Raw genomic sequence first — 23,754 nt, forward strand, 5'->3', positions numbered from 1 at the left:
TAAAAACCTTGACTTCATTCCTTCTCTCTTTCCACTTATCGGCAATATCGACTTCATAGATACTACGAATACTCTTTTTAGTGTATAATAAAATGAAATATTATATTATTCGTCTAGAGTATTTCTTTAAGTAAAACAAGTATGTTCAGAATCATTTTTCTTAACCACTCAGACGTGGTCTACCGCATATCCCTGAAAAATAAGTACTAGGAGGAATGTTATTTGGAACGTAGAAAAATCAGACGACTGCTAGTAGCCAATCGTGGCGAGATCGCGATCCGTATCTTTCGTGCTGCAACAGAATTGGGAATTCGTACCATTGCCATTTATTCTGAACAGGATAACTTTTCTCTCCATCGATTCAAGGCAGATGAATCCTATCTGGTTGGAGCTGGAAAAGGACCGATTGAAGCCTATTTAGATATTGAAAGTATTATCGAAGTAGCCAAAAGGAATCAGGTCGATGCCATTCATCCCGGGTATGGATTTTTAGCTGAAAATGCAGAATTCGCTAAACGTTGTGAGGAAGAAGGCATTATTTTCATCGGCCCTTCTCCCGACCTGATTCATAAGTTTGGTGACAAAGTCGAAGCGCGTAACATGGCTGTAAATGCAGGAATCCCTGTGATCCCTGGAACAGAAGAACCCATCGAATCTGTTGAAGATGCCATTCAATTTGCCAAAGAATTTGGATATCCGATTATCATCAAAGGAGTTTCTGGCGGTGGCGGCCGGGGTATGAGGATTGTGCGCAGTGAAGACGAATTGCAGGAAGCGATTGAACGCGCACAATCAGAAGCACGTTCTGCTTTTGGCAATGCCAAAGTTTATTTGGAGAGATATTTAGAGAAACCGAAGCACATTGAAGTGCAAATTATCGGGGACCAACATGGAAATATCGTCCACCTGTATGAACGTGACTGCTCCATTCAGCGTCGTCATCAAAAAGTAGTCGAGGTAGCCCCCAGCCTTTCCTTAAGCAAAGATTTGCGTGAGGAAATATGTGCAGCAGCTCTCAAATTAATGAAATCGGTCGGCTATACGAACGCAGGAACCGTAGAATTCCTGGTAACTCCTGACCAAAAATTCTATTTCATTGAAGTAAATCCCCGAATTCAAGTTGAACATACCATTACCGAGCTAATCACAGGAATCGATATTGTCCAAACCCAAATTCGCATTGCTGAAGGTTATGCGTTGAATGATCCAGAAATTGCAATTCCTGCCCAAGAAAATATTCAAACAACCGGTTATGCCATTCAGTGCCGTGTAACGACAGAAGACCCGGAAAATGGATTCATGCCAGATACAGGCCGCTTGCTTGCCTATCGTTCAGGTGGAGGTTTTGGTGTTCGTTTAGATGCTGGAAATGCTTATACGGGTGCAACCATTACACCTTATTACGACTCTCTGCTTGTTAAAATTTCCACATACGGCGTTACCTTTGAACAGGCAGCCCAAAAAATGCTTCGCACCCTTAGGGAGTTTCGGATTCGTGGCGTAAAGACTAACTTATTGTTCTTGGAAAATGTCGTTACTCACCCCGACTTTTTATCAGGAAATTATGACACTTCATTTATTGATACCAAGCCAGAACTCTTTAAATTTAAACCACGCCGGGATCGTGGCACGAAACTGTTAAATTATATCGGTCATATCATTGTAAACGGGTATGAAAACTTGCCAAAGGTAGAGAAAAAACCGCACTTTGAACCGCCACGCATTCCAAAAACATCTGTATCCCAACCGTATCCAAGCGGAACCAAACAGATCCTTGACCGTGAAGGTGCAGGCGGATTGGTTCGTTGGATTCAAGAACAAAAGAAAGTATTGATCACGGATACAACTTTCCGGGATGCTCATCAGTCTCTATTGGCTACCCGTGTGCGCACCTATGATTTGGTAGCGATTGCGGAAGCGACAAGCAAATTGGCGCCTGAATTATTCTCCATCGAAATGTGGGGCGGGGCAACGTTTGATACGAGCATGCGATTCCTCAAGGAATCACCTTGGGAGCGTCTGCAATTACTCAGAGAAAAAATTCCAAACATCTTGTTCCAAATGCTACTCCGTGGCGCAAATGCCGTCGGATATACCAATTACCCAGACAATGTCATCCGTGAGTTTGTAAAAGCATCTGCGGAGAATGGCATCGATGTCTTCCGTATTTTTGACAGCCTCAACTGGTTGCCAGGCATGCAACTTGCCATTGAAGCGGTCAGAGAAACAGGAAAAATAGCTGAAGCGGCGATCTGCTATACAGGAGATATTCTCGATCCATCCCGAACCAAATACACACTCAAATACTATATCGATCTGGCAAAAGAACTGGAAAAAGCCGGTGCGCAAATCCTGGGTATCAAGGACATGGCCGGACTTCTCAAACCGTATGCAGCATATGAATTGGTACGCGCCTTGAAGCAGGAAATTGGGATTCCAATCCATTTGCATACTCATGATACCTCAGGTAACGGTGGAGCTATGCTCCTGAAAGCAATTGAAGCTGGTGTCGACATTGTGGATGCATGTGTGAGCTCGATGTCCGGTCTTACTTCTCAACCCAGCTTGAATGCGCTGATTGCTGCACTCGAACGTACAGAACGTGATACGGGTCTAAATTTGGAAAACTACAACAAATTGGCCGACTACTGGCATGATGTGCGTACCTATTACCAAGGTTTTGAAAGCGAAATGAAATCAAGCAACACAGAGGTATATATCCACGAAATGCCTGGTGGTCAATATACCAATCTGGAACAACAGGCAAAAGCCGTAGGTCTGGGCGGCCGTTGGGACGAAGTAAAAGCGATGTACGCAACGGTAAACAAACTGTTTGGTGATATTGTCAAGGTCACACCATCATCCAAAGTCGTTGGGGATATGGCTCTATTCATGGTACAAAACAACCTGGATGAACACAGCATTTATGAAAAAGGAGAACGTCTCGATTTCCCAGATTCGGTTGTACAGTTCTTTCAGGGATATCTGGGTCAACCACCAGGGGGCTTCCCGAAACGTCTGCAGGAGATTATCGTAAAAGGCCGGGAGTGTTTCACCGACCGTCCCGGTGAACGTCTTGAACCGATCGATTTTGCAGAAGTTAAAAAAGAACTGGAAGCAAAAATCGGCAGAACACCAAGCGATCTGGATGTACTTTCTTACATTATGTATCCACAGGTATTCCTGGATTTTGAAAAAAGCAAAAAAGAATACGGTGACCTGTCTGTACTCGATACGCCGACTTTCTTCTATGGACTTCGCCCAGGTGAAGAAACTGCCGTTAGCATTGAAAAAGGAAAAACGCTTATTATCAAGCTAGCTGGTGTAGGAGATCTGCTCCCAGATGGAACCCGGATCGTTTACTTTGAATTGAACGGCCAACCACGGGAAATTCGTATTCGCGATCATTCAGCCCAAGTCAGTGAAATGAAACGCATCAAAGCGGATCCACAAAATCCAAATCATATCAGTGCGTTCATGCCAGGCAAAGTATTAAAGGTACTCGTCAAAGAAGGCGAAAAAGTAAGCAAAGGTGAGCATCTATTAATCAGTGAGGCCATGAAAATGGAAACGACTGTACAAGCTCCAGCTGATGGGGTCATCAAATCCATTCTCGTCAAAACAGGTGACATGATTGAAGCAGGTGACTTGCTGATCGAAATGGAATAACCATACCTGCTCTTCCAATTTTGTTCTACCTTCTATATAACAAAGCCACCCAGGACGGGTGGCTTTCATTCATATTATGATTCCTATTTCTCCTCTTGTTTCAACCCTTCACCCATTCCTTTTAAAAGGTGAAGCCCAAAGACAATGGCTCGATTGATATCTGGATCTTTCAGCGCTTTTATCAAATCAAAAAGACCTACCTTCGTATCCGTTTTTACACTTTCTTCTGCCTTTTTAAGCCCCTTGGCGACACTTCCCGCGATTGTTTCTGTCGATTTCGGATCCAGTTCCGCCAGTACACCAGCTACTGCCATCAAATTATTAATCGCATGGGTAACCGGTGGACGAAGCATTTGCCCTACCGCGATCTTGGCCACCTTTTCTCTGGCTTCCACCAGAGCATGGAGTGCCTCTAAAATGCCACTTTCATGAAGCTCCTGGAGCAATTTTAGTGTATCTCTTATCCCATCTGCATGTTTGGCTACATCTTGCAGTACTTTTTCCAAAGACTGCTTCTGTTGTTCTTCTTCATTCAAAACCGGTTTCGCCATTTTAGAAATCGGCTGAGCCATTATTTTGCACCCCCAGTTACATTGACATCAGCAATCGGCTCATAATCGTTCCGCGCCCATTTCCGTTCCACTTGCACTCCCATCTGCGGGTTACGCTTGGCATATCGCGGATTGTATTTGGGAAGCGGATTTTTCCCTTCCACTTCCAATACTTCCATCCGAACTCTGGTTTGTTTATAGGCAGGCGTTTGTGTCCGGACATCGACTGCATTCCCAGTCAACACATTAATGGCATTCTCATGGCTTGCGGAATTCATCGGTACAAACAATTCCTTTCCTTGAACACGGTTGGTTACCACCGCACGCAGCTTAATCGCACCATAAGGTGAAATGAGGCGTACCAATGAACCATCTTTTACATTGCGCTCACAAGCCAATTCAGGCGAAATCTCGACAAAGACTTCAGGAACTTTATACTTGATGCCTTTGGACTTATACGTCAGGTTTCCTTCATGGAAGTGTTCCAGAATACGGCCGTTATTCACAACCAGATCAAATTCCTGTGGATATTCAACAGGTGGAACAAATTCAACAAGTGAAAGACGTGCTTTTCCATCCGGCAAATTAAAGCGCTTGGTATATAGAAGCGGCTCATCAGTACCATCCGGTTGTACAGGCCATACCAGACTATTCCAACCCTCTAGCCGTTCATATGACACTCCTGCAAAAACAGGGCATAAACTTGCAATCTCATCCATGATCTCTCCTGGATGCTGATAGTTCCAATCTGCTCCCAGATATTTTGCAACCTGTTGGATAATCCACCAATCGGGCTTGGACTCGCCCATCGGCTCCAGTGCCTGGTAAAAACGTTGAATCCGTCGTTCTGTATTGGTGAATGTTCCTTCTTTTTCCAAAGATGGAGCAGCAGGTAAAATCACATCTGCAAACTGGGCTGTTGTGGTAAAGAACACGTCCTGAACTACAAAGAAATCCAATTTGCTGAGTAATTCCTGCACATGATTGGAGTTCGAATCTACCCAGGCCATATCTTCCCCTACCAGGTAAATTGCCTTCAGTTCTCCTTTTTCAATCGCCTTTAACATTTGAGTGCTAGTAAGTCCGGGTTGATTCGAAATTTTTACTCCATACGCTTTTTCAAACCGCTGGCGTGCCATATCATCACTCACATGCTGGTAACCTGGCAGCCATTGTGGAAGCGCTCCCATGTCACAAGTGCCTTGCACATTGTTATGTCCACGCAATGGGAAAGCACCAGCTCCTGGGCGGCCAAAGTTACCTGTGATCAGTAACAGGTTGGCGATTGCTGCTGAGGTATGAGAACCTCCAATATTCTGGGTAACCCCCATCCCCCACAGCACACAAGTGCCATCCGCTTCATGAATCATCTTTGCTGTTTCTATCAATTGTTCCTTCGGAATACCTGTTACTTCTTCGGCATATTCCAATGTATATTTCTGCAGGAGCTTCAAGTATTCATCAAACTGATTGACACGCTCCCTGATAAACGCTTCATCATGCCATCCCTGATCAATGATATATTTGGCGACTGCAGTGATCCAGACGAAATCCGTACCTTGTTTCGGATGCAGATACAGGTCTGCACGCTCGGCCATTTCATTCTTACGCAGATCAGATACAATGAGTTTTTGACCAAACAGCTTTTTGGCCCGTTTCACTCTGGTAGCAAGCACTGGGTGTGATTCTGCCGGATTCGCCCCTATGATGATGACCAGACCTGCTTTTGCGATATCTAGAATCGTTCCCGAATCGCCACCATATCCCACCGTGGAAATCAGCCCATCTGTTGCAGGAGACTGGCAATAGCGGGAACAGTTGTCCACATTGTTGGTTTCAAATACTTGACGTGCCAGCTTTTGCATTAAATAAGCCTCTTCGTTGGAGGTTTTCGATGAACTGATAAATCCCAAAGCATCTCCACCATATTTCCGTTTAATCTCGCCCATTTTTTCAGCTATAAGCGAAAGCGCTTCATCCCAGGTGGCTGGGACAAACTCGTCGCCTTTGCGAATCAAAGGTGTCGTCAGGCGCTGATCACTATTCACAAAGTCCCAACCAAATTTCCCCTTGACACAGGTAGAAATACTATTCACTGGCGCTTGTTCTGTGGGTTCAATTTTCAATATTTTGCGATCTTTTGTCCACACTTCAAACGTACATCCAACTCCACAGAAAGTACAAACCGTTTTCGTTTTCTTAATCACCTGTTCCCGCATCGCAGCTTCCACTTCTGAAATGGCCAAAATGCTACTATATCCAGGCTCTACTTCTTTGACTAATTGAATCATGGGCTTAAGCAAGCCCTCATCCATTCCTGTCATAAAACCTGCTTCGCCCAGCATGGATTTTTCCATGAGCGCATTACATGGACATACCGTCACACACTGTCCACAAGAAACACAGGAAGATTCATTAATCAGTTTATCATTATCCCAGATGACTCTCGGAATCTCTCTTTCCCAATCAATGGTCAATGTTTCGTTGACCTGTACATCCTGGCAAACCTCCACACAACGCCCACACAAAATGCACTGATTGGGATCATATCGATAAAACGGATGAGACATATCCACTTCATAACCTTTTTCACGGAAAGGCCGTGTCTGGTGCTCCACTTCTAACAGTTTGACCATATTGTGAACCCGACAGTTTCCGTTGTTGTTATCACAAACCGTACAATACAGCAGATGATTTTCAAGAATCCGATCCATCGCTTCCATCTGCGCACTTTTGGCCCGTTCTGAGGAAGTCAAAATATTCATCCCATCTTGCAAATAAGTAGAACAGGCCCGCATGATCTTTCCATCAATCTCGCACATACAGGTATCACAGGTCTGAATGGGTCCCAAATTCGGTGAATAGCAGATATGAGGATGCTCGATCCCTTGATCGAGAAGATAATCGAGAATACGAGTGCCTTCTTCTGCCTCATGAGTTACCCCATTGATTTGAAATTGAATCTTTCTTTTCACCAGAAGCCCCTCCTTTATAGAATAAAACCCACCATAAAACAACTTGTGGCTCATCAATGGTTGACCCAAGTTTGTTTTATGGTGGGTTAATTACCAGGCATGGTCCATACCCGTAACCAATCCCGCCATATTTATAAGAAGCCGTGATGAATGACCAACAGGCATTAGCCAAACATCAACGATCTTCATTCTTTGATTATAAATTAATTATAAAGCAATCTATTTAAAATGGAAATATAGAACTTTTTGTGAATTCATCCTAATCCATTTTTAATGATTCCACTTATCATTTCTATACTTCGCCATGACAAGATCGCTTATAATAGATGTGAAGAGACAAGAATTTAACATATGGAAACACCCTAATGATCAGGAGGGAAACAATGAGCAAAGCGGAAAACGTGTTAAAAGCCTGGTTACGCCATCGCCTTGTGTTGCTTGAAGTATTGGATTTGTTAGAGGATCAGCATCTGAACTACAAACCTTGGGAAAATGCCATGACCCTACAACAATTGGTCACCCATATACTTTTTTCTGCTAACATGTTTGCTAAAGCAGTCAAAGCAGGCAAGATCGTGCCTCCTGCTTCTTCCAATCCTCCCGAAGTACAGACTGTATCAGATTTGAAAAAATTAGCTGAAGAAATAACGGAGGAAACCAAGAAAACCATCACTGAATTTTCCGACGAAAAACTGGAAACCCCTGTTGATATGACACAATTATTTGGTACACATCTGCCTGGAAAATCCATCTTGCGAATCATGAACGAACACGAAATCCATCATAAAGGGCAACTTTATGTATACTTGCGCTTGGTTGGGGTAAAAGAATTACCGTTATTTGTAAAAAGGCAATAAAAACAAGAGAATGGCCCTGGTTAAGGGCCATTCTCAGTTTGTTGACAAAAAATCCGTTATATGCCGGTTTTTCTTTTCCGTTTCACTCCTTCTCAAAAAAAACGAGCAAGAAGGCATTCAACTGGAAAAGGAAAACCGGGTTTGTAGAGCGGTCTTAGACCCTAATGGTCATTCTCTTGTTTTACAGGTGTAGGCGACAACTTGCTGAGAATAATATGACACTGAACATCAAAAAAGTATTCGCGCCAAAATCATATTCGATATATGGACCTATATTTTATGAAAAAACCACTCAATCAAACGAAAAGGCACAAAACGCTTGATAAAATAAAGCCATCTGGCATCTCCACCACATATGTAACGCATCCGCGGAGACTTTTTCTTCGCAATCGCTACAATTTTCCTGGCCACAATTTGAGGGTCTTTTGCGTGATTGGCAAAACGGTCCACAAAGGACTGAACTCTCTGTGCATCGATAGCGTAAGGTGAAGACGGTGAAACACGGGACTTTTTTTGCAAGATATTGGTTTGATAAAAACCCGGTTCTACCAAAACCACATGAATGCCAAAAGGAGACAACTCAAATCGGAGTGATTCGCTAAACCCTTCTACAGCATATTTGGAAGCTGTATACGGAGCCGTATAGGATGAACCTAAAAATGCAGCTCCACTACTAATATTCACAATCAATCCCCGCTTTTGCTGACGCAACATTGGCAAAAAAGCCTGAGTCACCGAAACCACACCAAAAAAATTGGTCTCCAGCTGTTTCTTCCAATCAATCAGGGGAATTTCTTCTGCGGCCCCTGTAATCGCTATACCTGCATTGTTAACCAATAGATCAAGCCGTCCATGCTTCTCCCAAACCCATTTGGCAACCGCATTTACCTCTTCCGGTTTCGTAACATCTAATGAATGGATTTCAATGTTCTCAAGCACATTGGCCTCTTTTGCCTGCTGGAGAAGATGGCCTTTTTTTTGTAAATCCCTCATTGTGGCGATCACATGATATCCTGCTTTTGCCAGTTCAATCGAGGCTGCAAGGCCGATACCACTTGATGTCCCGGTAATAAAAGCAATCGGTTTTGTCATCTGATACCCTCTTGTTTTCAGATTTGATCGAGTTTCCTTATACCTATATCGTAACAAGAGATATCACATTTTCATATGGCTCAATTCCTTAGACTTTATCAAAAGAACCATGTTTCATTTCAAACAGTGAGTGCGATCAATCTGGCCAAATTTCTGGCCGAATCAAACAACAATTCCTTCACTTCATCCATTGCCTGTTCCAGCGGCATCGGCCGGCGCATAATCGAATGCAGGCTGACAAAATACTCATATAATTGATCACATCCAGAGTCAACGCTACCAGACAATAAAAGAGCTTTCACCCCATGCTTTTTAGCCAGACTTGCCACATACATGGGTAATTTCCCATAGTACGTTTGAAAATCGGTCTTTCCTTCCCCTGTAATCACCCAATCGGCTTGTCGTATTTTTTCTTCCAAACCCGTCGCTTGTGCCACCATTTGGGCACCCGATTGAATCCTGGCTCCCAGGAGCAATAAAGCAAAACCAAGTCCTCCAGCTGCCCCCGCTCCCGGATGATGTTGGAACGATTTTCCGACATTGGTTTCAACCAGATGTGCATACTGTTGCAACCATTGATCCAGTAATTCCACCTGTTTTGGCGTGGCACCCTTTTGCATGCCAAACACATAAGATGCACCCTTTTCTCCACATAGCGGATTCGTTACATCACATGCAACCAACAATTCACACTCTTTCAATCTTGGATCCAATGATCCAAAATCAACCGTCTTAATCTCAGCAAGTTCAGCTCCAATCGGTCGAACTGGCTCTCCCTCCTGATTGTAAAACCTTGCGCCTAGCGCTTGTAGCATTCCCAGACCCCCATCATTCGTCGCACTCCCTCCCAAACCGATAATGATGCGACGATACCCTTGCTCCAATATCATCTGCATCATTTGTCCGAGTCCATAGGTCGACGTTTGAAGCGGATTTCTTTTCTCCTTGGGAACCATCGTCAGTCCCGCTATATTTGCTACTTCAACAACAGCTGTCTGTTCATCCCCAAGGACTCCAAAATAACTGTCCACTGGATCCAATAGAGGCCCCAAAACCTTCATTGGCTTTATTTTTCCGTTCGTTGCATAAACAAGTGCATCGACAGTTCCTTCTCCACCGTCTGCCATCGGAACAACGGAAATCGTGGCATCACTCATCACACTGGAAAAAGCTTTCATCACCGTAATCCCTACTTCCTTGGCCGACAAACTTCCCTTATATGAATCAGGCGCTATCACAATTCGCATAACAACCCCTCTTTTTTCTGAAATGTTTCCTTGTCATAGACATTTCTTCTGAACCCATTGATTGAGCAAAGACTTTAAAAAATATTCCTTCGCTATAAAATCGAATATCTTTTCTTATACATGAAGAAAAATCCCTTTCCTTTTCGCAAAAATACCCCTCTCCAATTGAGGGAGAGGAGTATTATATTGTGATTCGGTTACCAAAACAAATGAAAATCGCACATAAACAAAAAGGAAATTATTTATTATTTATCGAATTATATTAATTAAATAAAATATCAATCATTTACAAATCATGATTGATTGGGAAAATACAATGAAAGGGTTGGACCGTGTGAGAAAAGGGATTCTTTTATGTATAATAGCGATCATCTTATTACTTGGTGCTTGCACTCCGCCTCCACCCCCTACAGCTGAACAAGAACGGGATCTGAAGGACTCTCAATCCAATTGGTATGGTGGTCTCAATCGGATTGTAACCGTATACGACCAAAATGGAAAGCCAATCAAAACCTATGAAGGAAGAATTGATATAGAGCCAACGGATGGAGGAAAAGTGAAGTTTGAAGTGAATGGAAAACGGATCATTATCTACAATGCTACAGTGATTGCTGAAGAAAAGTAAGCAGATTTGATAGAGAGACAATACTTTGCGCAACATGCTTGTATTCGTACTGGATTTTAGGTTATCATCATGGTTCTATTTGATAATTGTACACTACTTTCTCTATTAAACTCTACCATGTTTTTTCGTATTTCTTCCATAAGTTTAAAAATAATTGCCGACTTCTATCCAAATTTCTTGTACAAAGGGATTGGATGTCTTGTATCTCTTTTTCCATGATTTTCATTCTCCTACAGGCACTCCATTTTTTCCCTTGAGGATCTGTACAAACATATTGGATTGATTCCCTGAAGAGTCATAATGATTACCATTTATATACAGAATGATCTTATTCTCCCTCATTTTGTAGAGGGAGATTTTTCTTTCAAAACCCTTTATACTGCGGTTCTTCACTTTCTAACTGCTTGATACGACTTTCCACTTGTTGAATCACTTGCTGTGTGGTTTGGGCAGCGCTCGTGAATAGTTGTTTCGCCTGTTGGTTTTGTGTGCTTAATGCAAATTGTTCAAGACTGGCTTGAGCACTTTTTAAATTGGCAAGACAGGTTTTCACGTCAGATCCGACAGTCATGTAACGATCTCCTTTCTTTTGACAGTTGTATAAAGCTTAATTTTTCCTCGACATAGGAAATAAATACAGATTTCATCCATGTATATTTACCTGTTTCCTTTTCAAATCTATATCATAAAACCTCTGTGGAGGGAGTCTTCATGCCGGATTGGTTACAAATTATTCTAAGAACATTCATAGCGGTTACTAGTCTATTCATCGCAACAAAGTTCTTAGGGAAAAGACAGGTTTCTCAACTTTCCTTTTTTGAATACATTACCGGGATTTCCATCGGCAGTATCGTTGCCTATACTTCCCTGGAATTGCAGCAAAAGTGGTATTTAGGAGTTGTTTCTTTGGCAGTATGGGTAGCCATCGCTTTTGGAATGGAGATGATTCAGTTAAAAAGCAAAAGATTGAGAACCCTTATTGATGGCAAAGAAACCGTATTGATCAAACACGGGAAGATTTTGGAAGAAAATCTGAAAAAAGAACGCCTGACGACCGATGAACTACTCGAACAGCTACGGAAAAAGAATGTTTTTCTCGTATCTGATGTAGAGTTTGCCATGATAGAGCCGAGTGGCGATATTAATGTCCTTTTAAAGAAAGAAAATCAACCACTTACACCCAAACATCTGGGAATCAAAGTAGGTCCAGAGGAAGAACCTCAAGCTGTCATCATGGATGGTAAAATTCTGGATGAACCACTCACAAAACTGGGTTTGAATCGTGACTGGTTAAAGACGGAATTGGAGAAAATCGGTGTAACCTCAGAGAATGTTTTTCTCGGACAAGTTGATTCCTATGGTCAGTTATATGTAGATCTGTATGATGATCAGATACAGGTTCCACAACCACAAGAAAAAGCCTCATTACTTGCCACGCTGAAAAAATGTGAAGCAGATATGGAAATGTTTGGCTTGTCAACCAACCATTCAGACGCCAAAGCGATGTACGAACAATGCTCCAGACAACTGCAAAAAGTGATTGAAGATGTGAAACCTCTCCTCATCCGCTAAAAGCTACTGAGAAAAATTAGTAGCTTCAGCTTGTCGACAAAGTTTCCGTTATATGCCGGTTTTCCTTTTCCGTTTCACTCCCGTTGCTTAAATACGAGCAAGAAGTCGTTCAACTGGAAAAGGAAAACCGGGTTTGTCAACAGTCTGAAGCTACTGAGAAAAATCAAGTAGCTTATTTTCTGTGCATAGAAGATCTCAAGATTCCGTTTTTAATGTGCTTCTGATTCCTTCAGCTTTCGGCTTTTCCTTTGCGCTCGCAATAATTTCACAGATAAATATACACCTGATAATGTCAAGAAAATCATGCTAATAGCGGCAATATCAATGATCCACTTAATGTCCATATCCCCTAATCGCCCTTCATGGAGGCCTTTAACGATTCCCATTAATGAGTTTTCACCCTCTCCTTTTGGGAAACCTTTCATTGACCCGAACTCTTTCTGTTTAGAGTCCGTATCTATTGACTTTTCTCCTTGTTTAAGATTGCCTGTTGGAGGTTGCGTCTGTTCAGCCTTCCCTTCTGAAGGTTGCCCTTGCTCTTGCATACTCATGGGCCGACTCTTCGGCTGCTGCCCCATTAGCCACGGTTCAGTCAATAACAACCCTGTAACGGCTTCCATAAGCAAAAAAGCAGATGTAACCAATCCGATCCATAAATGCGCTTGTCTCATCTTTTTCATACTTGATCCTCCTTGTACACTCTTGAACAAGATTTGAGTTTAAAGGAGAATGGTGAAAATATGATGAAAAATAAACGCAAGATATTCTAATAACCTTATGCGAACTTGTTGACAAAAGTATCCGTTCTTGCTCCGGAATCCGCTTCTTTCTCCGTAACGACCTCGATTTCCCTCGCTACTACGAAAGATACCGATTCCTCCAGCTTTGTCATCTCACCCTGACGCAAGGTTTTCATCACTAACCTTACACCTTCTTTTTTGTGTAACAGAGAAGGGAATTCTGATCGTAAAAGTGCTTCCTTTTCCCAATTCACTGGAAACATGAATGGTTCCCTGATGAGCTTCCACAATCCACTTGGCAATCGCCAATCCCAACCCATGTCCGCCCATTTGCCGGGACCGTGATTTATCCGCCCGATAAAAACGGTCAAATATACGATCATAATCTTCAGGCTTTATGCCAATTCCCGTGTCTTGCACCACTACACATAACATTGAACGATGTTCGCTCGCTTCAACAGAAAGGGACAGATGGACTTCTCCACCGTTCGGAGTGTATTTAATCGCATTATCCAGCAAAATATACAATAGCTGTGTTAATTTTTCTGAATCTCCATGTATAACAAGCGTTTCAGGAACGTGTAAATGGAGATTGATCTGTTTTGACGCCGCAAGCGGTTGAACCGCTTGAATTACCTTTTCCGCATGAGGTCGAAAATCAAATGTTTCGTGCAATATTTCGATTGTCCCGGAATCCGAGCGAGCCAATGTCAATAAATCACTAACAAGTTTGGTCATGCGCTTTACTTCATCTTTCATATTGGACAGCAGCTTGCGGGAAAAATCATCCGCTTCTATACTTTCCGTCATTTCCATTGCATTAATAGAAGATAACATGACACTTAAAGGAGTGCGCAACTCATGAGATGCATCCGCTACAAATTCACGTTGCCTTGTAAAAGCTTGAATAATGGGAACCATAGCACGTTTCGACATCAAATAACCAATGAACAGAGCAACTCCAAAAAATAAAACAGCCAATCCCACCAGTATTACCAAAAGCCACCTCAACAATTGATAAAGAAATGAAATGTCTTTTCCTATATACAGGGTCCCGATCAGTTGGTCTCTATAAAAAATGGGACAGCCAGTCATGATAAGATCAATTTCAATATCCTCTGATGGTTGAAATGATTCCTTTCCACCCATTTTCTTATTCTTATCGTGTCTCTCCCATGCAGGACGGGCTGCCCGCAATCTCTCATGACGAATTTCTTTATGTGCCGGAACCCATCCCTGTATGAGATTAAGCAAGTCCGGACGCAGTCGCGGGCTGATTTCGTTTCCCAAAATAAGCTGTCCTTTAGAATCGACCACATAATAAAAAAATTGATTCTCTCCAGCCGTAATGGCCTCTTGTTTCTGACTCTCTGGAGGGATCATTCCGTTGTTTTCCTTTAAATAATCTTCGAGCATTCTTCTTTCCTGGTTGACCTGTAATTGAAGTTCATGTTTCTGATTATGTAAAATCCCCACGTAAAGTATCTGCGGATTCGTATCTGGTTAACAATAACTTCAAATGTTGATTAAATGACTGGAAAAACGTTCTGACTTGTAATTAGGAGCGATTTTTTATTTGTCTAAATATAAGGAAGAGTGCTGACCCAAAAGGTCACTTAAAGTGATCTTTTGGGTCAGCACCAATTGATTTCACTTCTCACTTGAAAAACAGGTCAATTAAACTGATCACCAACTGGGAAGAAGCAAGCATCCCTCTGTACTGATCAAGTCGATCACTAAACTGACGAAACTTCCCCTCATTTTCTTTTGCTTGACCTGAATTTAGATCTCTTTTCAATGACCTAATATCATTTAATAAACCATCCTTTTCTTCAGCAGGCAGATCAGAATCATTAACTTCATTTTGAAGCTTGGTTAACCCTTTATTTAAATTTATTGTAACTTCAGAGTGAGTGGAATTCATATATCCTGTTGCATTGTCTCCAGATATAACCTGACCATAATTGTCACCACCAAAATTAACTCCGCCTGAATTTTGTCTTTTTTCATTATTCATCCATATCACTCCTTGCTTAAATGAAAAAAACTATATTATAATAATACAATAAATACTTTGAAAATTCTATGTAAAGGAGTGGCCTTATTGAAAAAAAATAATCGCCCTAATGTTCGATTTGAAGGTGACAACTACGGACAAGTGAATGTAGGAAATGTAGCAAAAGGAGATATGAATGTCATCATACAACCAGATGACTATGATGAAATTAATAAGGTAAAATTAGAGCACGGGCAGCCAGTATCAGAAAAAGGAACGTATCCATCCTGGATAATCACTCTCGCTAAAATATATTTCGTAGCTGAAAAACTATATAAGTTTGGTTTGCCAATAGGTATATTAATTATGTTACATCATACTTATCATTACATTGGCGGTATTATTGCAATCATCGGAACAATTTCGCTTATGTATTGTAAGATAGTAGATTTTATTTACAATCGAGAATATTATCTAGTGTTTGTCGCACAAGGTGTTTATTGGACAATGATATATTATTTTTCGAAAGTTACCAGTTTAGGCTTTTTACATTCTTTTAATGCCCTTGCTAATGCTGTAGCTTTTTACTTTGCTTGGTCAATTATTACAGCTGGACCATACTATTTAATACAAAAAATAAAAGGAAAATTATCCGGAAAAAAAAATCAGCTTACTCATATATATGTAGTTCCACAGGAATACAAGATAATAAATATTTTAAATACGCAGTATAATGTTTCACTTGGCGGCAATGATAAAAACAAAACAAAGTCACACTAGACCAAACTACCTTTCAGGGTGTCTCTATTTACAAATCCTGAGAACAGCAAAAAGCCGCGAGATTTCGCGGCTTTCCTTTGGTGGAGCATAGCGGGCTCGAACCGCCGACCTCTACACTGCCAGTGTAGCGCTCTCCCAGCTGAGCTAATGCCCCATGTATAACTAACAACTTTATTTTAAAAAAACCTTTTTCAAATGTCAAGAGGCTAATTGGCTTTAAATAGAAAAAGATGATCCTTAAACCAATGAACTGTATGAAGTACTTCTAAATGATACTCAAGATCAACAAAAACATTGTTATGCGCATGATCCCCCACGATTGAGCATGCTGGAAAGTGCCTTTACAACCAAAAGAAAATCAAGGTAGCATGCCCAATCGCAGAATAATCACGCAAAAAAAGCTTTAAAGGTAGATAAAAACGGCTCCTCTAAACACGTTGACCCATCACTAAGTAACCATCTGCTTGGCAGGCATCCAAACTCTTTTGTTTCAAAAGTCCTGCCTTCTTATTCCGCGTAATCCACATCTCTGATCTGAACTTGCTTTTTGTGCTTCAGTTTTTTAAACAAATGTCCAGCCCATGGCACAATGGCCACCACAATCAAAATAAATCCATATTTGATCAAAGGATCCTGGAAATACATGGTGATCAACTTTTCATCCACAATCATTTTCGCAGCTGTAAATGCCAATACACCTGAACCGACATAAATAATCCATGGGAGCTTCTCCATCAGTTTTAGAATCATGGTACTACCCCATACCATAATGGGTACACTGATCATAAGCCCCAGCAAAACCAGCCAAAAGCTGCCATGAGCCGCCCCTGCTACCGCCAATACATTGTCCAATCCCATGACAGCATCTGCAATAATAATGGTGCGAATCGCCGCCCACATACTACTGGTCGCTTCGACATTATGATCTTTTTCTTCAATCAATAGCTTAACTGCGATCCAGATTAGAACGATACCACCCATCAGCAACAAACCTGGAATTTTCAGTAACCATACCACTGCCAGTGTCGCCAGTGCTCTAACAATTACCGCTCCAATCGTTCCCCAAACAATCACTTTCTTTTGCTTGTCCTTGGGAAGATTGCGCGCCGCCAAGCCTAATACAATGGCGTTGTCTCCTGCCAACACCAGATCAATGATGACAATGGACAATAAAGCAGTTAAAAATTCTGTTACACCCATGAAACTCATACCCCCCAAATTTATTTGGTATCCATATGAAATAAAAAGACCTTTACTTTTTCATGCCGAAAAAGTAAAGGTCTTGCTAACAACATCGAATGTTGCCAACAAAGCCGAGGCCAATGCCTGTAATGACGACTTTGTTGTAATAGCTACTCCCCTTTAACTCAAAAAGAAATGATTCTATTAAAATTCCTCTACTATAATAATCGAAATGATATCTTTAGTCAATAAAATTTTTAGAAAAGATAGAGTAATGGTAATCAACTCCATTCGGGTAAACAAAAAAGTTCCCCTCATTCGCCATTTATTAAAAGAACAAATTTTCCTCCTTGTCATACAAAACATTTTCGTTTAAAATCAACTAAACAGATAGGAATTATAGATTAATATAAAAAAGAAAGGAATGATTTTATGAGTGACCAACAACAATGGCGGCTTGAAACAAAAGCGGTTCATGCCGGGCAAGAACCTGATCCTGCCACTCGTTCACGAGCTGTACCCATTTACCAGACATCCTCATACACTTTTGACTCTCCCGAACATGCTGCCAATCTCTTCTCCTTGGCTGAGCCTGGAAATATTTATACACGTATCATGAATCCTACCCAAGATGTCTTCGAAAAACGGATCGCTGCCCTGGAAGGCGGAATAGGCGCTTTGGCCGTCAGTTCCGGACAGGCTGCTACCACCTATGCCATTCTTAACATCGCCAAGAGTGGTGATGAAATTATATCCTCTTCCAGCTTGTACGGAGGAACCTATAACTTATTTCATCATACACTGCCCAAGCTGGGTATCCATGTAAAGTTTGTAGATCCTCGTGATCCCAACAACTTTAAACAAGCCATTACCCCAAAGACAAAAGCGATCTTTGCTGAAGTCATCGGAAATCCGAAATTAGATATTTTTGATATTGAACAGGTAGCCCATATTGCCCATGAAGCCGAAATCCCACTCATTGTCGATAATACAGTGGCAACTCCGTATCTCCTGCGTCCCATCGAATTTGGTGCAGATATTGTGGTCCATTCGGCAACCAAATTTATTGGCGGCCATGGAACAACGATTGGCGGAGTAATTATTGATTCAGGCAAATTCCCTTGGCCGAAGAACAAATTCCCGGACTTCCATGAGCCGGATCCAAGCTATCATGGACTTTCCTATGTAAACGATATTGGAGAGGCTGCTTTCATCTTAAAAGCAAGACTTCAACTCTTGAGAGATGTCGGTGCAGCGATTTCACCATTTAATTCTTTCTTGCTTCTGCAAGGCCTCGAAACACTTCATCTCCGCATGGAACGTCATAGTCAAAACGCATTGAAAGTCGCTGAATTTTTAGAGAGCCATCCGAATGTAGAGTGGGTAAGCTATCCGGGGCTCAAAAGCCATCCGTCTTACGATCTAGCTCAAAAGTATCTCCCACATGGCCAAAGCGCAATCCTTACGTTTGGAATCAAAGGCGGACTGGAAGCTGGAAAAGCATTGATCCGGGAATTAAAACTCTTCTCGCATCTGGCAAACATCGGAGATGCGAAGTCACTGGTCATTCATCCAGCCAGCACGACTCATCAGCAATTAACAGAAGAAGAACAACTGGCCACAGGAGTTACGCCTGAATTGGTACGCTTATCGATTGGGATCGAATCAGTAGAAGATATTATTGAGGATTTGGATCAAGCATTAAGAAAAAGCCAAAATGCTAATGCTTAAGTAAATAAAACAGCCTTTGCTTCTTTTTTGGAAACAAAGGCTGTTTTTTATTTGTATTCTATTTGGTTCACAAAACTGATCTTATTTATTTCATCTCTAAATGTGGTTCTACTTTGAAACGGTTTGTTTTTTCCTTAATCCTTCAATTAATACTTGCACCACTTCTGGACGTGAAAATTCAGGTGGTGGCATTTCACCTGCATAAAGCATTTGACGTACTTTGGTACCGGACAAAATCACATGGTACTCTGATGGATGCGGACATGTTTTGTAAGAAGCCATTCCTGCACATCGCCTGCAGTAAAAACTGTGTTCAAAGAAGAGAGGGGTAATGCCCAATTCTTCTGCCGTGAACTGTTCAAAAATCTTTTGCGCATCATAGGTACCATAATAATTGCCTACACCCGCATGATCCCGACCGACAATAAAGTGAGTACAACCATAATTTTTTCGGGCAATGGCATGAAAAATCGCTTCACGCGGACCAGCATATCGCATTGCCGCTGGAAAAACGCCTAAAAAGACCCGCTCTGTTGGATAGTATTCTTTTAAAATGACTTCATAGCTTTTCAAACGCACATCTGCTGGTATATCATCCGCTTTGGTCGCTCCCACCAAAGGATGCAGGAAAAGCCCATCCACTGTTTCCAAAGCGGATTTTTGAATATACTCGTGGGCTCGGTGAACAGGATTCCTCGTTTGAAATCCTACAATTCTCCGCCAACCACGATCGGCAAAAATTTTCCGTGTTTCTGCCGGTTCATAGTAGTGAGAAGCAAACACACCAAAATCAGGACGATTCAAAAGCCAGATATCCCCACCCACATAAAGGGAACTCTGGTTGACTAAACGGGCAACGCCTGGATGATTGACGTCATTGGTCCCAAATACTTTTTTTGCTTCTTCCTCCACATCCACACGGTATACACTTTCGATTTGGACAACCGCAAGAATCATCCCATTTGGGTCTCGCAAAGCAAGATAAGCGGCTCGACGAACGGTTTCTTCCAGCTCTTCAGGCACCGGCAAAGTGACAGGAATACTCCAGACCGTACCATCAGCCAACCTCATCTGGTCGCGAACGGAAATATAATCCTCTTCCTTCATAAAACCGGTTAACGGTGAAAAAATGCCTGTAGCCAAACATACCAAATCGGATCGGGTCACTTCTGAAACGGTTAGAGAAGGAAACTGTTTTGCCTTTTCCAACCACTCTTCTCTTCGTTCTCCATGCAGTACTCGCTGTACCAATGTTCCGCCATGTGGTGTGATCATCTGCCAACTTCCTTTCCAGCTATTTCAACGGTGTATTATGGAGTCCACATTCGATTTTCTGTGTGCCTGCCCAACGTCCTGCTCTTGGATCTTCTCCTGGTTGAACAGGGCGTGTACATGGTAAACAGCCAATACTTGGGTAGTTTTGATCATGCAATGGATTGTATGGAATATTTTTTTCATGGATATAGTTCCATACCTGTTTTGAATTCCAAAATGCCAATGGATTCAATTTTACCAAGCCAAATGTTTGATCATACTCAACCACTTCCGTATGTGCACGAGTGGGAGCCTGTTCACGGCGAATCCCTGTAATCCAGCCTTGATATCTTTTTAAAAACTCTTTTAATGGCTCCACTTTCCGCAACCGACAACATATATCCGGATTTCGTGTCCAAAGTTTTTCACCATACTGTTTTGCTTGTTCTTCTAACGTTAACGTTGTAGCAACGCGGATAAACTCTTTCTGATAACGTTCAGCCAAACGATCTCGTGTTTGATATGTTTCAGGAAAGTGCAGGTCTGTGTCCAGATAGAAGATGTCTATACTTGGGTCTACCTCCAAAACCATATCGACGAGTGCCACATCTTCATATCCAAAACTGCATGCAAAGGTAAAAGCTGATGTGCCCAAACGTTCCAGTCCCCATCGAATGATCTCAATCGGATGGGCATCTCTCAATTCCTGTGCTACCTGCTTTAATTCTTCTTTGGATGGAAACTCTTTTACAACCTGACTCATATTTCTTCCTCCCTCATTCTGTTTCTGTTGGATCAATGACATACCCTGAACCCGAATGGACACGTCTTTTCTCAAGTAACAGCCATTCTTTCACCTTTGGAGTGACAATCATGTGTCGTTCCAGTTCCTGTTCGGCAAAAGCAAACGCCTTTTCATCAGAAGGAGCGAGCACGACGATATACATCGTGCCTTTGGTTTCCTCCTTTACTTGTACACGATAAAGAAACAGTTCTTCTTGCTTGCTCACCCAGAAACCTCCTGACTTAACAGCAAATCCAAACGTTGCTGGAACGGTTCAATTCCTACTCGCTCCACAAACTGGCCAAACGTTTCATTCGGCTTTCTTTGCTCTTTGTAAAAGAGAATAAGCCCTTTGAGTACAGGGGCGACCTCATCTGCTTGTATGCGCCCTTTTAATTGTGTATTAAACTTCCCTGCTCCAAACAAATGCCCTCCGATCGAAATCGTATAGGCTTCAACCATGCCTTTGGCAGTCCTCATCTTTCCACCCATGAGACCAATATCGGCAATTTGTTGTTGTCCGCATGAGTTCGGGCACCCATTGATATGCAATCGAATCGGTGTATCCAACTCGACTTCTTCATCCAGGTACTCCGCCACTCGTCTCATCAAGTCTTTAGTCTCTGTCAATGCCAGATTACAAAACTCATTTCCAGTACAGGAGACAGCATATCCAGTAAAGGTTTTTGGCTTGGGCGACAAGCGTTTCAAGAGGGGTTCTTCGAGTAATTGCTCTACCTTATCTTCCGGGACATCAGGAATGATGATATTTTGTGTATTAACGGTCCGCAGTCCACCCGATCCATATTTGTCAGCAAGATCAGCCAGTTGGAAAAACTCATCGGCAGAGGTTCGCCCAATCGGGATATTAAGCCCAACATAATACAATCCTTTTTGCTTTTGCGGGTGAACGCCATTGAAGTAACCTGCATTCCAGGAAACGGTTTTGTCGATCCCGCGTGAAGGATAAGGTCCAATGACTCCTGTCAGCACTTCCAGAAATTTGTCAACGCCCCAATCTGCCACCAAAAACTTCAATCTTGCTTTATGGCGTTTTTCCCGATATCCATAATCACGGAAAACAGTGGTAATCCCTTTTGCCACTTCCACCACTTGTTCCGGGCGAACAAAAATATCTAACTGCTTAGCCAAATGCGGCCGGTTGGACAATCCTCCTCCTACCCATACATGGAAACCTACCACTTCTTCTCCATCGATTTCTTTGACTGCCGGGGTGAAAGCCAAGTCATTGATTTGGGCATTGGCCGGGTTATAGATGCTTGCAGAAACAGAAATTTTATATTTCCGTGGCAGGTTGGAAAATTCCCGGTTTAGCAGGAACGTTTTTTCCAGCTCTTCGACGATCGGGCGTGTATCGATTAACTCATAGGGGTCAATTCCCGCTAATGGGTTACCCACAATGTTTCGCGGACAGTCTCCGCAAGCTTCCCACGAATGAAGTCCGACTTCATTCAATCTCCGGAAAATATCCGGGAAATGTTCAATCCGTAACCAGTGGTACTGAATCGCCTGTCGAGTAGTGACATCAATGAGTCCCCGTCCATATTCCTGTGCAAGCTGTGCAATGACGCGGACCTGCTTGCTGGTCAGGATTCCGCTTGGAATCCGTACACGCAGCATGAAGTACCCATCAGATTTGGGTCTTTGTTGGTAAACACCTGCCCACTTAAATAGCGCAAACTTTTCCTCTGGAATGGACTCAAATCCTTCTTTTGCATAAATATGGATAATTTCATCGATAATGTCTAATCCATCTTGTTTTAGTTTTAATTGTTCCACTTGATTCAGTTGATCTGCTCGATCTGCCCATGGCCACTTTTTCGCCATACTATTCACTCCTTATCCTGTTTTTGCTTGGATCTCCAAAGAAGAGTGGGAAAGATAGGGTTCTGGCCGGATTTCCAAATCTTCAGGGACTCTTCCCTTTTTTTGCATTCGCTCCAGGAAAAAATGAACCAAACTTTCATCCGCTCCCAGATAACGACTCATCTTGCAACAGATGGTTGGATTTTTTGCTTGAAACTGCTTTAAATTTTCTTCCATGCGTTTAATGAGGACTCCGGTAAACAACAAATAAGGAAGCACAACAATCTCCTTGGCACCCAAGGCCAGGCAACGCTCCAATCCTTCTTCAAACCGCGGATACGTTACTCCATAATAGGCCACTTCTACCCATCGGACTTGCGTTTGTTCCCAAAACATCCGTGCGATTTTGTACAAATCACTGTTGGCATCCATGTCACTGGAACCACGTCCAACAATCAAAACCGCTGTATCATTTCCTGGTTTTGGCTGTACCGCATGCAGGCGTCTCTTTAAAATCCGCAACATGCCTTTATCCACACCAATGGGCTGTTCATACTCAAATTGAATATGAGCATGTTTTCTCTGAGCTTCAGAAATAGCCATCGGTATGTCTACCTTCATATGTCCAGCCGAAAAGAGCATAATGGGCAGCAAGGTAATTTTTTTCGCACCTTTTTTTATACAAACTTCAATTCCTTGCGAAATATCTGGTGATTCCCATTCTAAAAAACAGGTTTCCCGTATAGGTGTCTTCAGCTGTTCCGATACTTTCCGTGTAAAACGAAGTAACTCTTCATTGGCCTCTGGAACCCGACTGCCGTGCCCGACAAAAAGCACCGCCTCCATACTCCCCCTCCTTCCCACCTTGTTTC

General features: G+C 42.3%; 21 protein-coding genes and 1 tRNA gene. 6 read left to right on the top strand and 16 right to left on the bottom strand.

Annotation, left to right across the window (positions count from 1 at the left end):
* Window positions 1-222: 222 nt before the first annotated feature.
* A complete protein-coding gene (pyc, locus tag BMZ78_RS00600) occupies window positions 223-3,669 on the top strand; it encodes a pyruvate carboxylase (protein WP_093227077.1) in 3,447 nt (1,148 codons plus the stop codon).
* An 83-nt stretch (window positions 3,670-3,752) separates the two neighbouring features.
* Here pyc and BMZ78_RS00605 read toward each other — a convergent pair whose 3' ends face one another.
* Entirely contained in the window at window positions 3,753-4,241 is a 489-nt protein-coding gene (locus BMZ78_RS00605) for a helical membrane plugin domain-containing protein (protein WP_093227078.1), read from the bottom strand.
* A complete protein-coding gene (gene fdhF, locus BMZ78_RS00610; protein WP_093227080.1) occupies window positions 4,241-7,249 on the bottom strand; it encodes a formate dehydrogenase subunit alpha in 3,009 nt (1,002 codons plus the stop codon). Before fdhF ends, BMZ78_RS00605 begins: the two co-directional genes overlap by 1 nt.
* Window positions 7,250-7,578: 329 nt before the next feature.
* Here fdhF and BMZ78_RS00615 point away from each other — a divergent pair, with 329 nt between their 5' ends.
* On the top strand, window positions 7,579-8,052 hold the full coding sequence (locus tag BMZ78_RS00615) for a DinB family protein (protein WP_175482218.1): 474 nt from the start codon (window positions 7,579-7,581) through the stop codon (window positions 8,050-8,052).
* Between the two features lie 270 nt (window positions 8,053-8,322).
* Here BMZ78_RS00615 and BMZ78_RS00620 read toward each other — a convergent pair whose 3' ends face one another.
* On the bottom strand, window positions 8,323-9,144 hold the full coding sequence (locus tag BMZ78_RS00620) for an SDR family NAD(P)-dependent oxidoreductase (RefSeq protein ID WP_093227083.1): 822 nt from the start codon (window positions 9,142-9,144) through the stop codon (window positions 8,323-8,325).
* A 119-nt stretch (window positions 9,145-9,263) separates the two neighbouring features.
* Entirely contained in the window at window positions 9,264-10,391 is a 1,128-nt protein-coding gene (locus BMZ78_RS00625) for a glycerate kinase (RefSeq protein ID WP_093227084.1), read from the bottom strand.
* Window positions 10,392-10,707: 316 nt separating this feature from the next.
* Between BMZ78_RS00625 and BMZ78_RS00630 the strand changes: the two genes are divergently transcribed.
* Window positions 10,708-11,016, top strand: a complete 309-nt coding sequence (locus BMZ78_RS00630) for a DUF5052 family protein (protein WP_217644976.1) — start codon at window positions 10,708-10,710, stop codon at window positions 11,014-11,016.
* A 364-nt stretch (window positions 11,017-11,380) separates the two neighbouring features.
* Here BMZ78_RS00630 and BMZ78_RS00635 read toward each other — a convergent pair whose 3' ends face one another.
* Window positions 11,381-11,587 (bottom strand): DUF1657 domain-containing protein, encoded by a 207-nt coding sequence (locus BMZ78_RS00635; protein WP_093227086.1) that lies wholly within the window; start codon window positions 11,585-11,587, stop codon window positions 11,381-11,383.
* A 140-nt stretch (window positions 11,588-11,727) separates the two neighbouring features.
* Here BMZ78_RS00635 and BMZ78_RS00640 point away from each other — a divergent pair, with 140 nt between their 5' ends.
* A complete protein-coding gene (locus tag BMZ78_RS00640; RefSeq protein WP_093227087.1) occupies window positions 11,728-12,588 on the top strand; it encodes a DUF421 domain-containing protein in 861 nt (286 codons plus the stop codon).
* A 209-nt stretch (window positions 12,589-12,797) separates the two neighbouring features.
* Here BMZ78_RS00640 and BMZ78_RS00645 read toward each other — a convergent pair whose 3' ends face one another.
* The 4 genes from BMZ78_RS00645 to BMZ78_RS00655 all read right to left on the bottom strand — a co-directional run bounded on the left by BMZ78_RS00645 (window position 12,798) and on the right by BMZ78_RS00655 (window position 15,345).
* Complete coding sequence (locus tag BMZ78_RS00645; protein ID WP_093227089.1) at window positions 12,798-13,268, bottom strand: PepSY-associated TM helix domain-containing protein; 471 nt, start codon at window positions 13,266-13,268, stop codon at window positions 12,798-12,800.
* Between the two features lie 95 nt (window positions 13,269-13,363).
* The gene (locus BMZ78_RS18655; protein WP_175482219.1) at window positions 13,364-13,504 is read right to left on the bottom strand and encodes a hypothetical protein; all 141 of its coding nucleotides are present in this window, start codon (window positions 13,502-13,504) and stop codon (window positions 13,364-13,366) included.
* Window positions 13,482-14,744, bottom strand: coding sequence for a sensor histidine kinase (locus BMZ78_RS00650; RefSeq protein WP_093227090.1), 1,263 nt, complete (start codon window positions 14,742-14,744; stop codon window positions 13,482-13,484). Before BMZ78_RS00650 ends, BMZ78_RS18655 begins: the two co-directional genes overlap by 23 nt.
* A gap of 241 nt (window positions 14,745-14,985) precedes the next feature.
* Window positions 14,986-15,345, bottom strand: coding sequence for a hypothetical protein (locus BMZ78_RS00655; RefSeq protein WP_093227092.1), 360 nt, complete (start codon window positions 15,343-15,345; stop codon window positions 14,986-14,988).
* Window positions 15,346-15,432: 87 nt separating this feature from the next.
* Here BMZ78_RS00655 and BMZ78_RS00660 point away from each other — a divergent pair, with 87 nt between their 5' ends.
* Window positions 15,433-16,104 (top strand): hypothetical protein, encoded by a 672-nt coding sequence (locus BMZ78_RS00660; protein ID WP_093227094.1) that lies wholly within the window; start codon window positions 15,433-15,435, stop codon window positions 16,102-16,104.
* A gap of 78 nt (window positions 16,105-16,182) precedes the next feature.
* Here the strand turns inward: BMZ78_RS00660 and BMZ78_RS00665 are convergent.
* A tRNA-Ala gene (locus BMZ78_RS00665) sits at window positions 16,183-16,258 on the bottom strand.
* 353 nt (window positions 16,259-16,611) lie between these two features.
* The gene (locus BMZ78_RS00670; RefSeq protein WP_093227095.1) at window positions 16,612-17,313 is read right to left on the bottom strand and encodes a TerC family protein; all 702 of its coding nucleotides are present in this window, start codon (window positions 17,311-17,313) and stop codon (window positions 16,612-16,614) included.
* Window positions 17,314-17,718: 405 nt separating this feature from the next.
* Here BMZ78_RS00670 and BMZ78_RS00675 point away from each other — a divergent pair, with 405 nt between their 5' ends.
* Entirely contained in the window at window positions 17,719-19,017 is a 1,299-nt protein-coding gene (locus tag BMZ78_RS00675; protein ID WP_093227097.1) for a homocysteine synthase, read from the top strand.
* Between the two features lie 108 nt (window positions 19,018-19,125).
* On the opposite strand, the gene sat is transcribed toward BMZ78_RS00675, so the two are convergent.
* From sat to BMZ78_RS00700, 5 genes are read right to left on the bottom strand one after another with little or no spacing between them, the layout of a single operon-like run.
* Window positions 19,126-20,292 (bottom strand): sulfate adenylyltransferase, encoded by a 1,167-nt coding sequence (gene sat / locus BMZ78_RS00680; RefSeq protein WP_093227099.1) that lies wholly within the window; start codon window positions 20,290-20,292, stop codon window positions 19,126-19,128.
* Between the two features lie 19 nt (window positions 20,293-20,311).
* A complete protein-coding gene (locus tag BMZ78_RS00685) occupies window positions 20,312-21,034 on the bottom strand; it encodes a phosphoadenylyl-sulfate reductase (protein WP_093227100.1) in 723 nt (240 codons plus the stop codon).
* A 13-nt stretch (window positions 21,035-21,047) separates the two neighbouring features.
* Entirely contained in the window at window positions 21,048-21,281 is a 234-nt protein-coding gene (locus tag BMZ78_RS00690) for a DUF3906 family protein (protein ID WP_093227102.1), read from the bottom strand.
* Window positions 21,278-22,903 (bottom strand): nitrite/sulfite reductase, encoded by a 1,626-nt coding sequence (locus BMZ78_RS00695; RefSeq protein WP_093227103.1) that lies wholly within the window; start codon window positions 22,901-22,903, stop codon window positions 21,278-21,280. Before BMZ78_RS00695 ends, BMZ78_RS00690 begins: the two co-directional genes overlap by 4 nt.
* Before the next feature lie 12 nt (window positions 22,904-22,915).
* Complete coding sequence (locus BMZ78_RS00700) at window positions 22,916-23,728, bottom strand: sirohydrochlorin chelatase (RefSeq protein WP_093227105.1); 813 nt, start codon at window positions 23,726-23,728, stop codon at window positions 22,916-22,918.
* Window positions 23,729-23,754: the final 26 nt, after the last annotated feature.

The sequence above is a fragment of the Thermoflavimicrobium dichotomicum genome (genome assembly GCF_900114055.1).
Classification (GTDB): Bacteria; Bacillota; Bacilli; order Thermoactinomycetales; family Thermoactinomycetaceae; genus Thermoflavimicrobium; species Thermoflavimicrobium dichotomicum.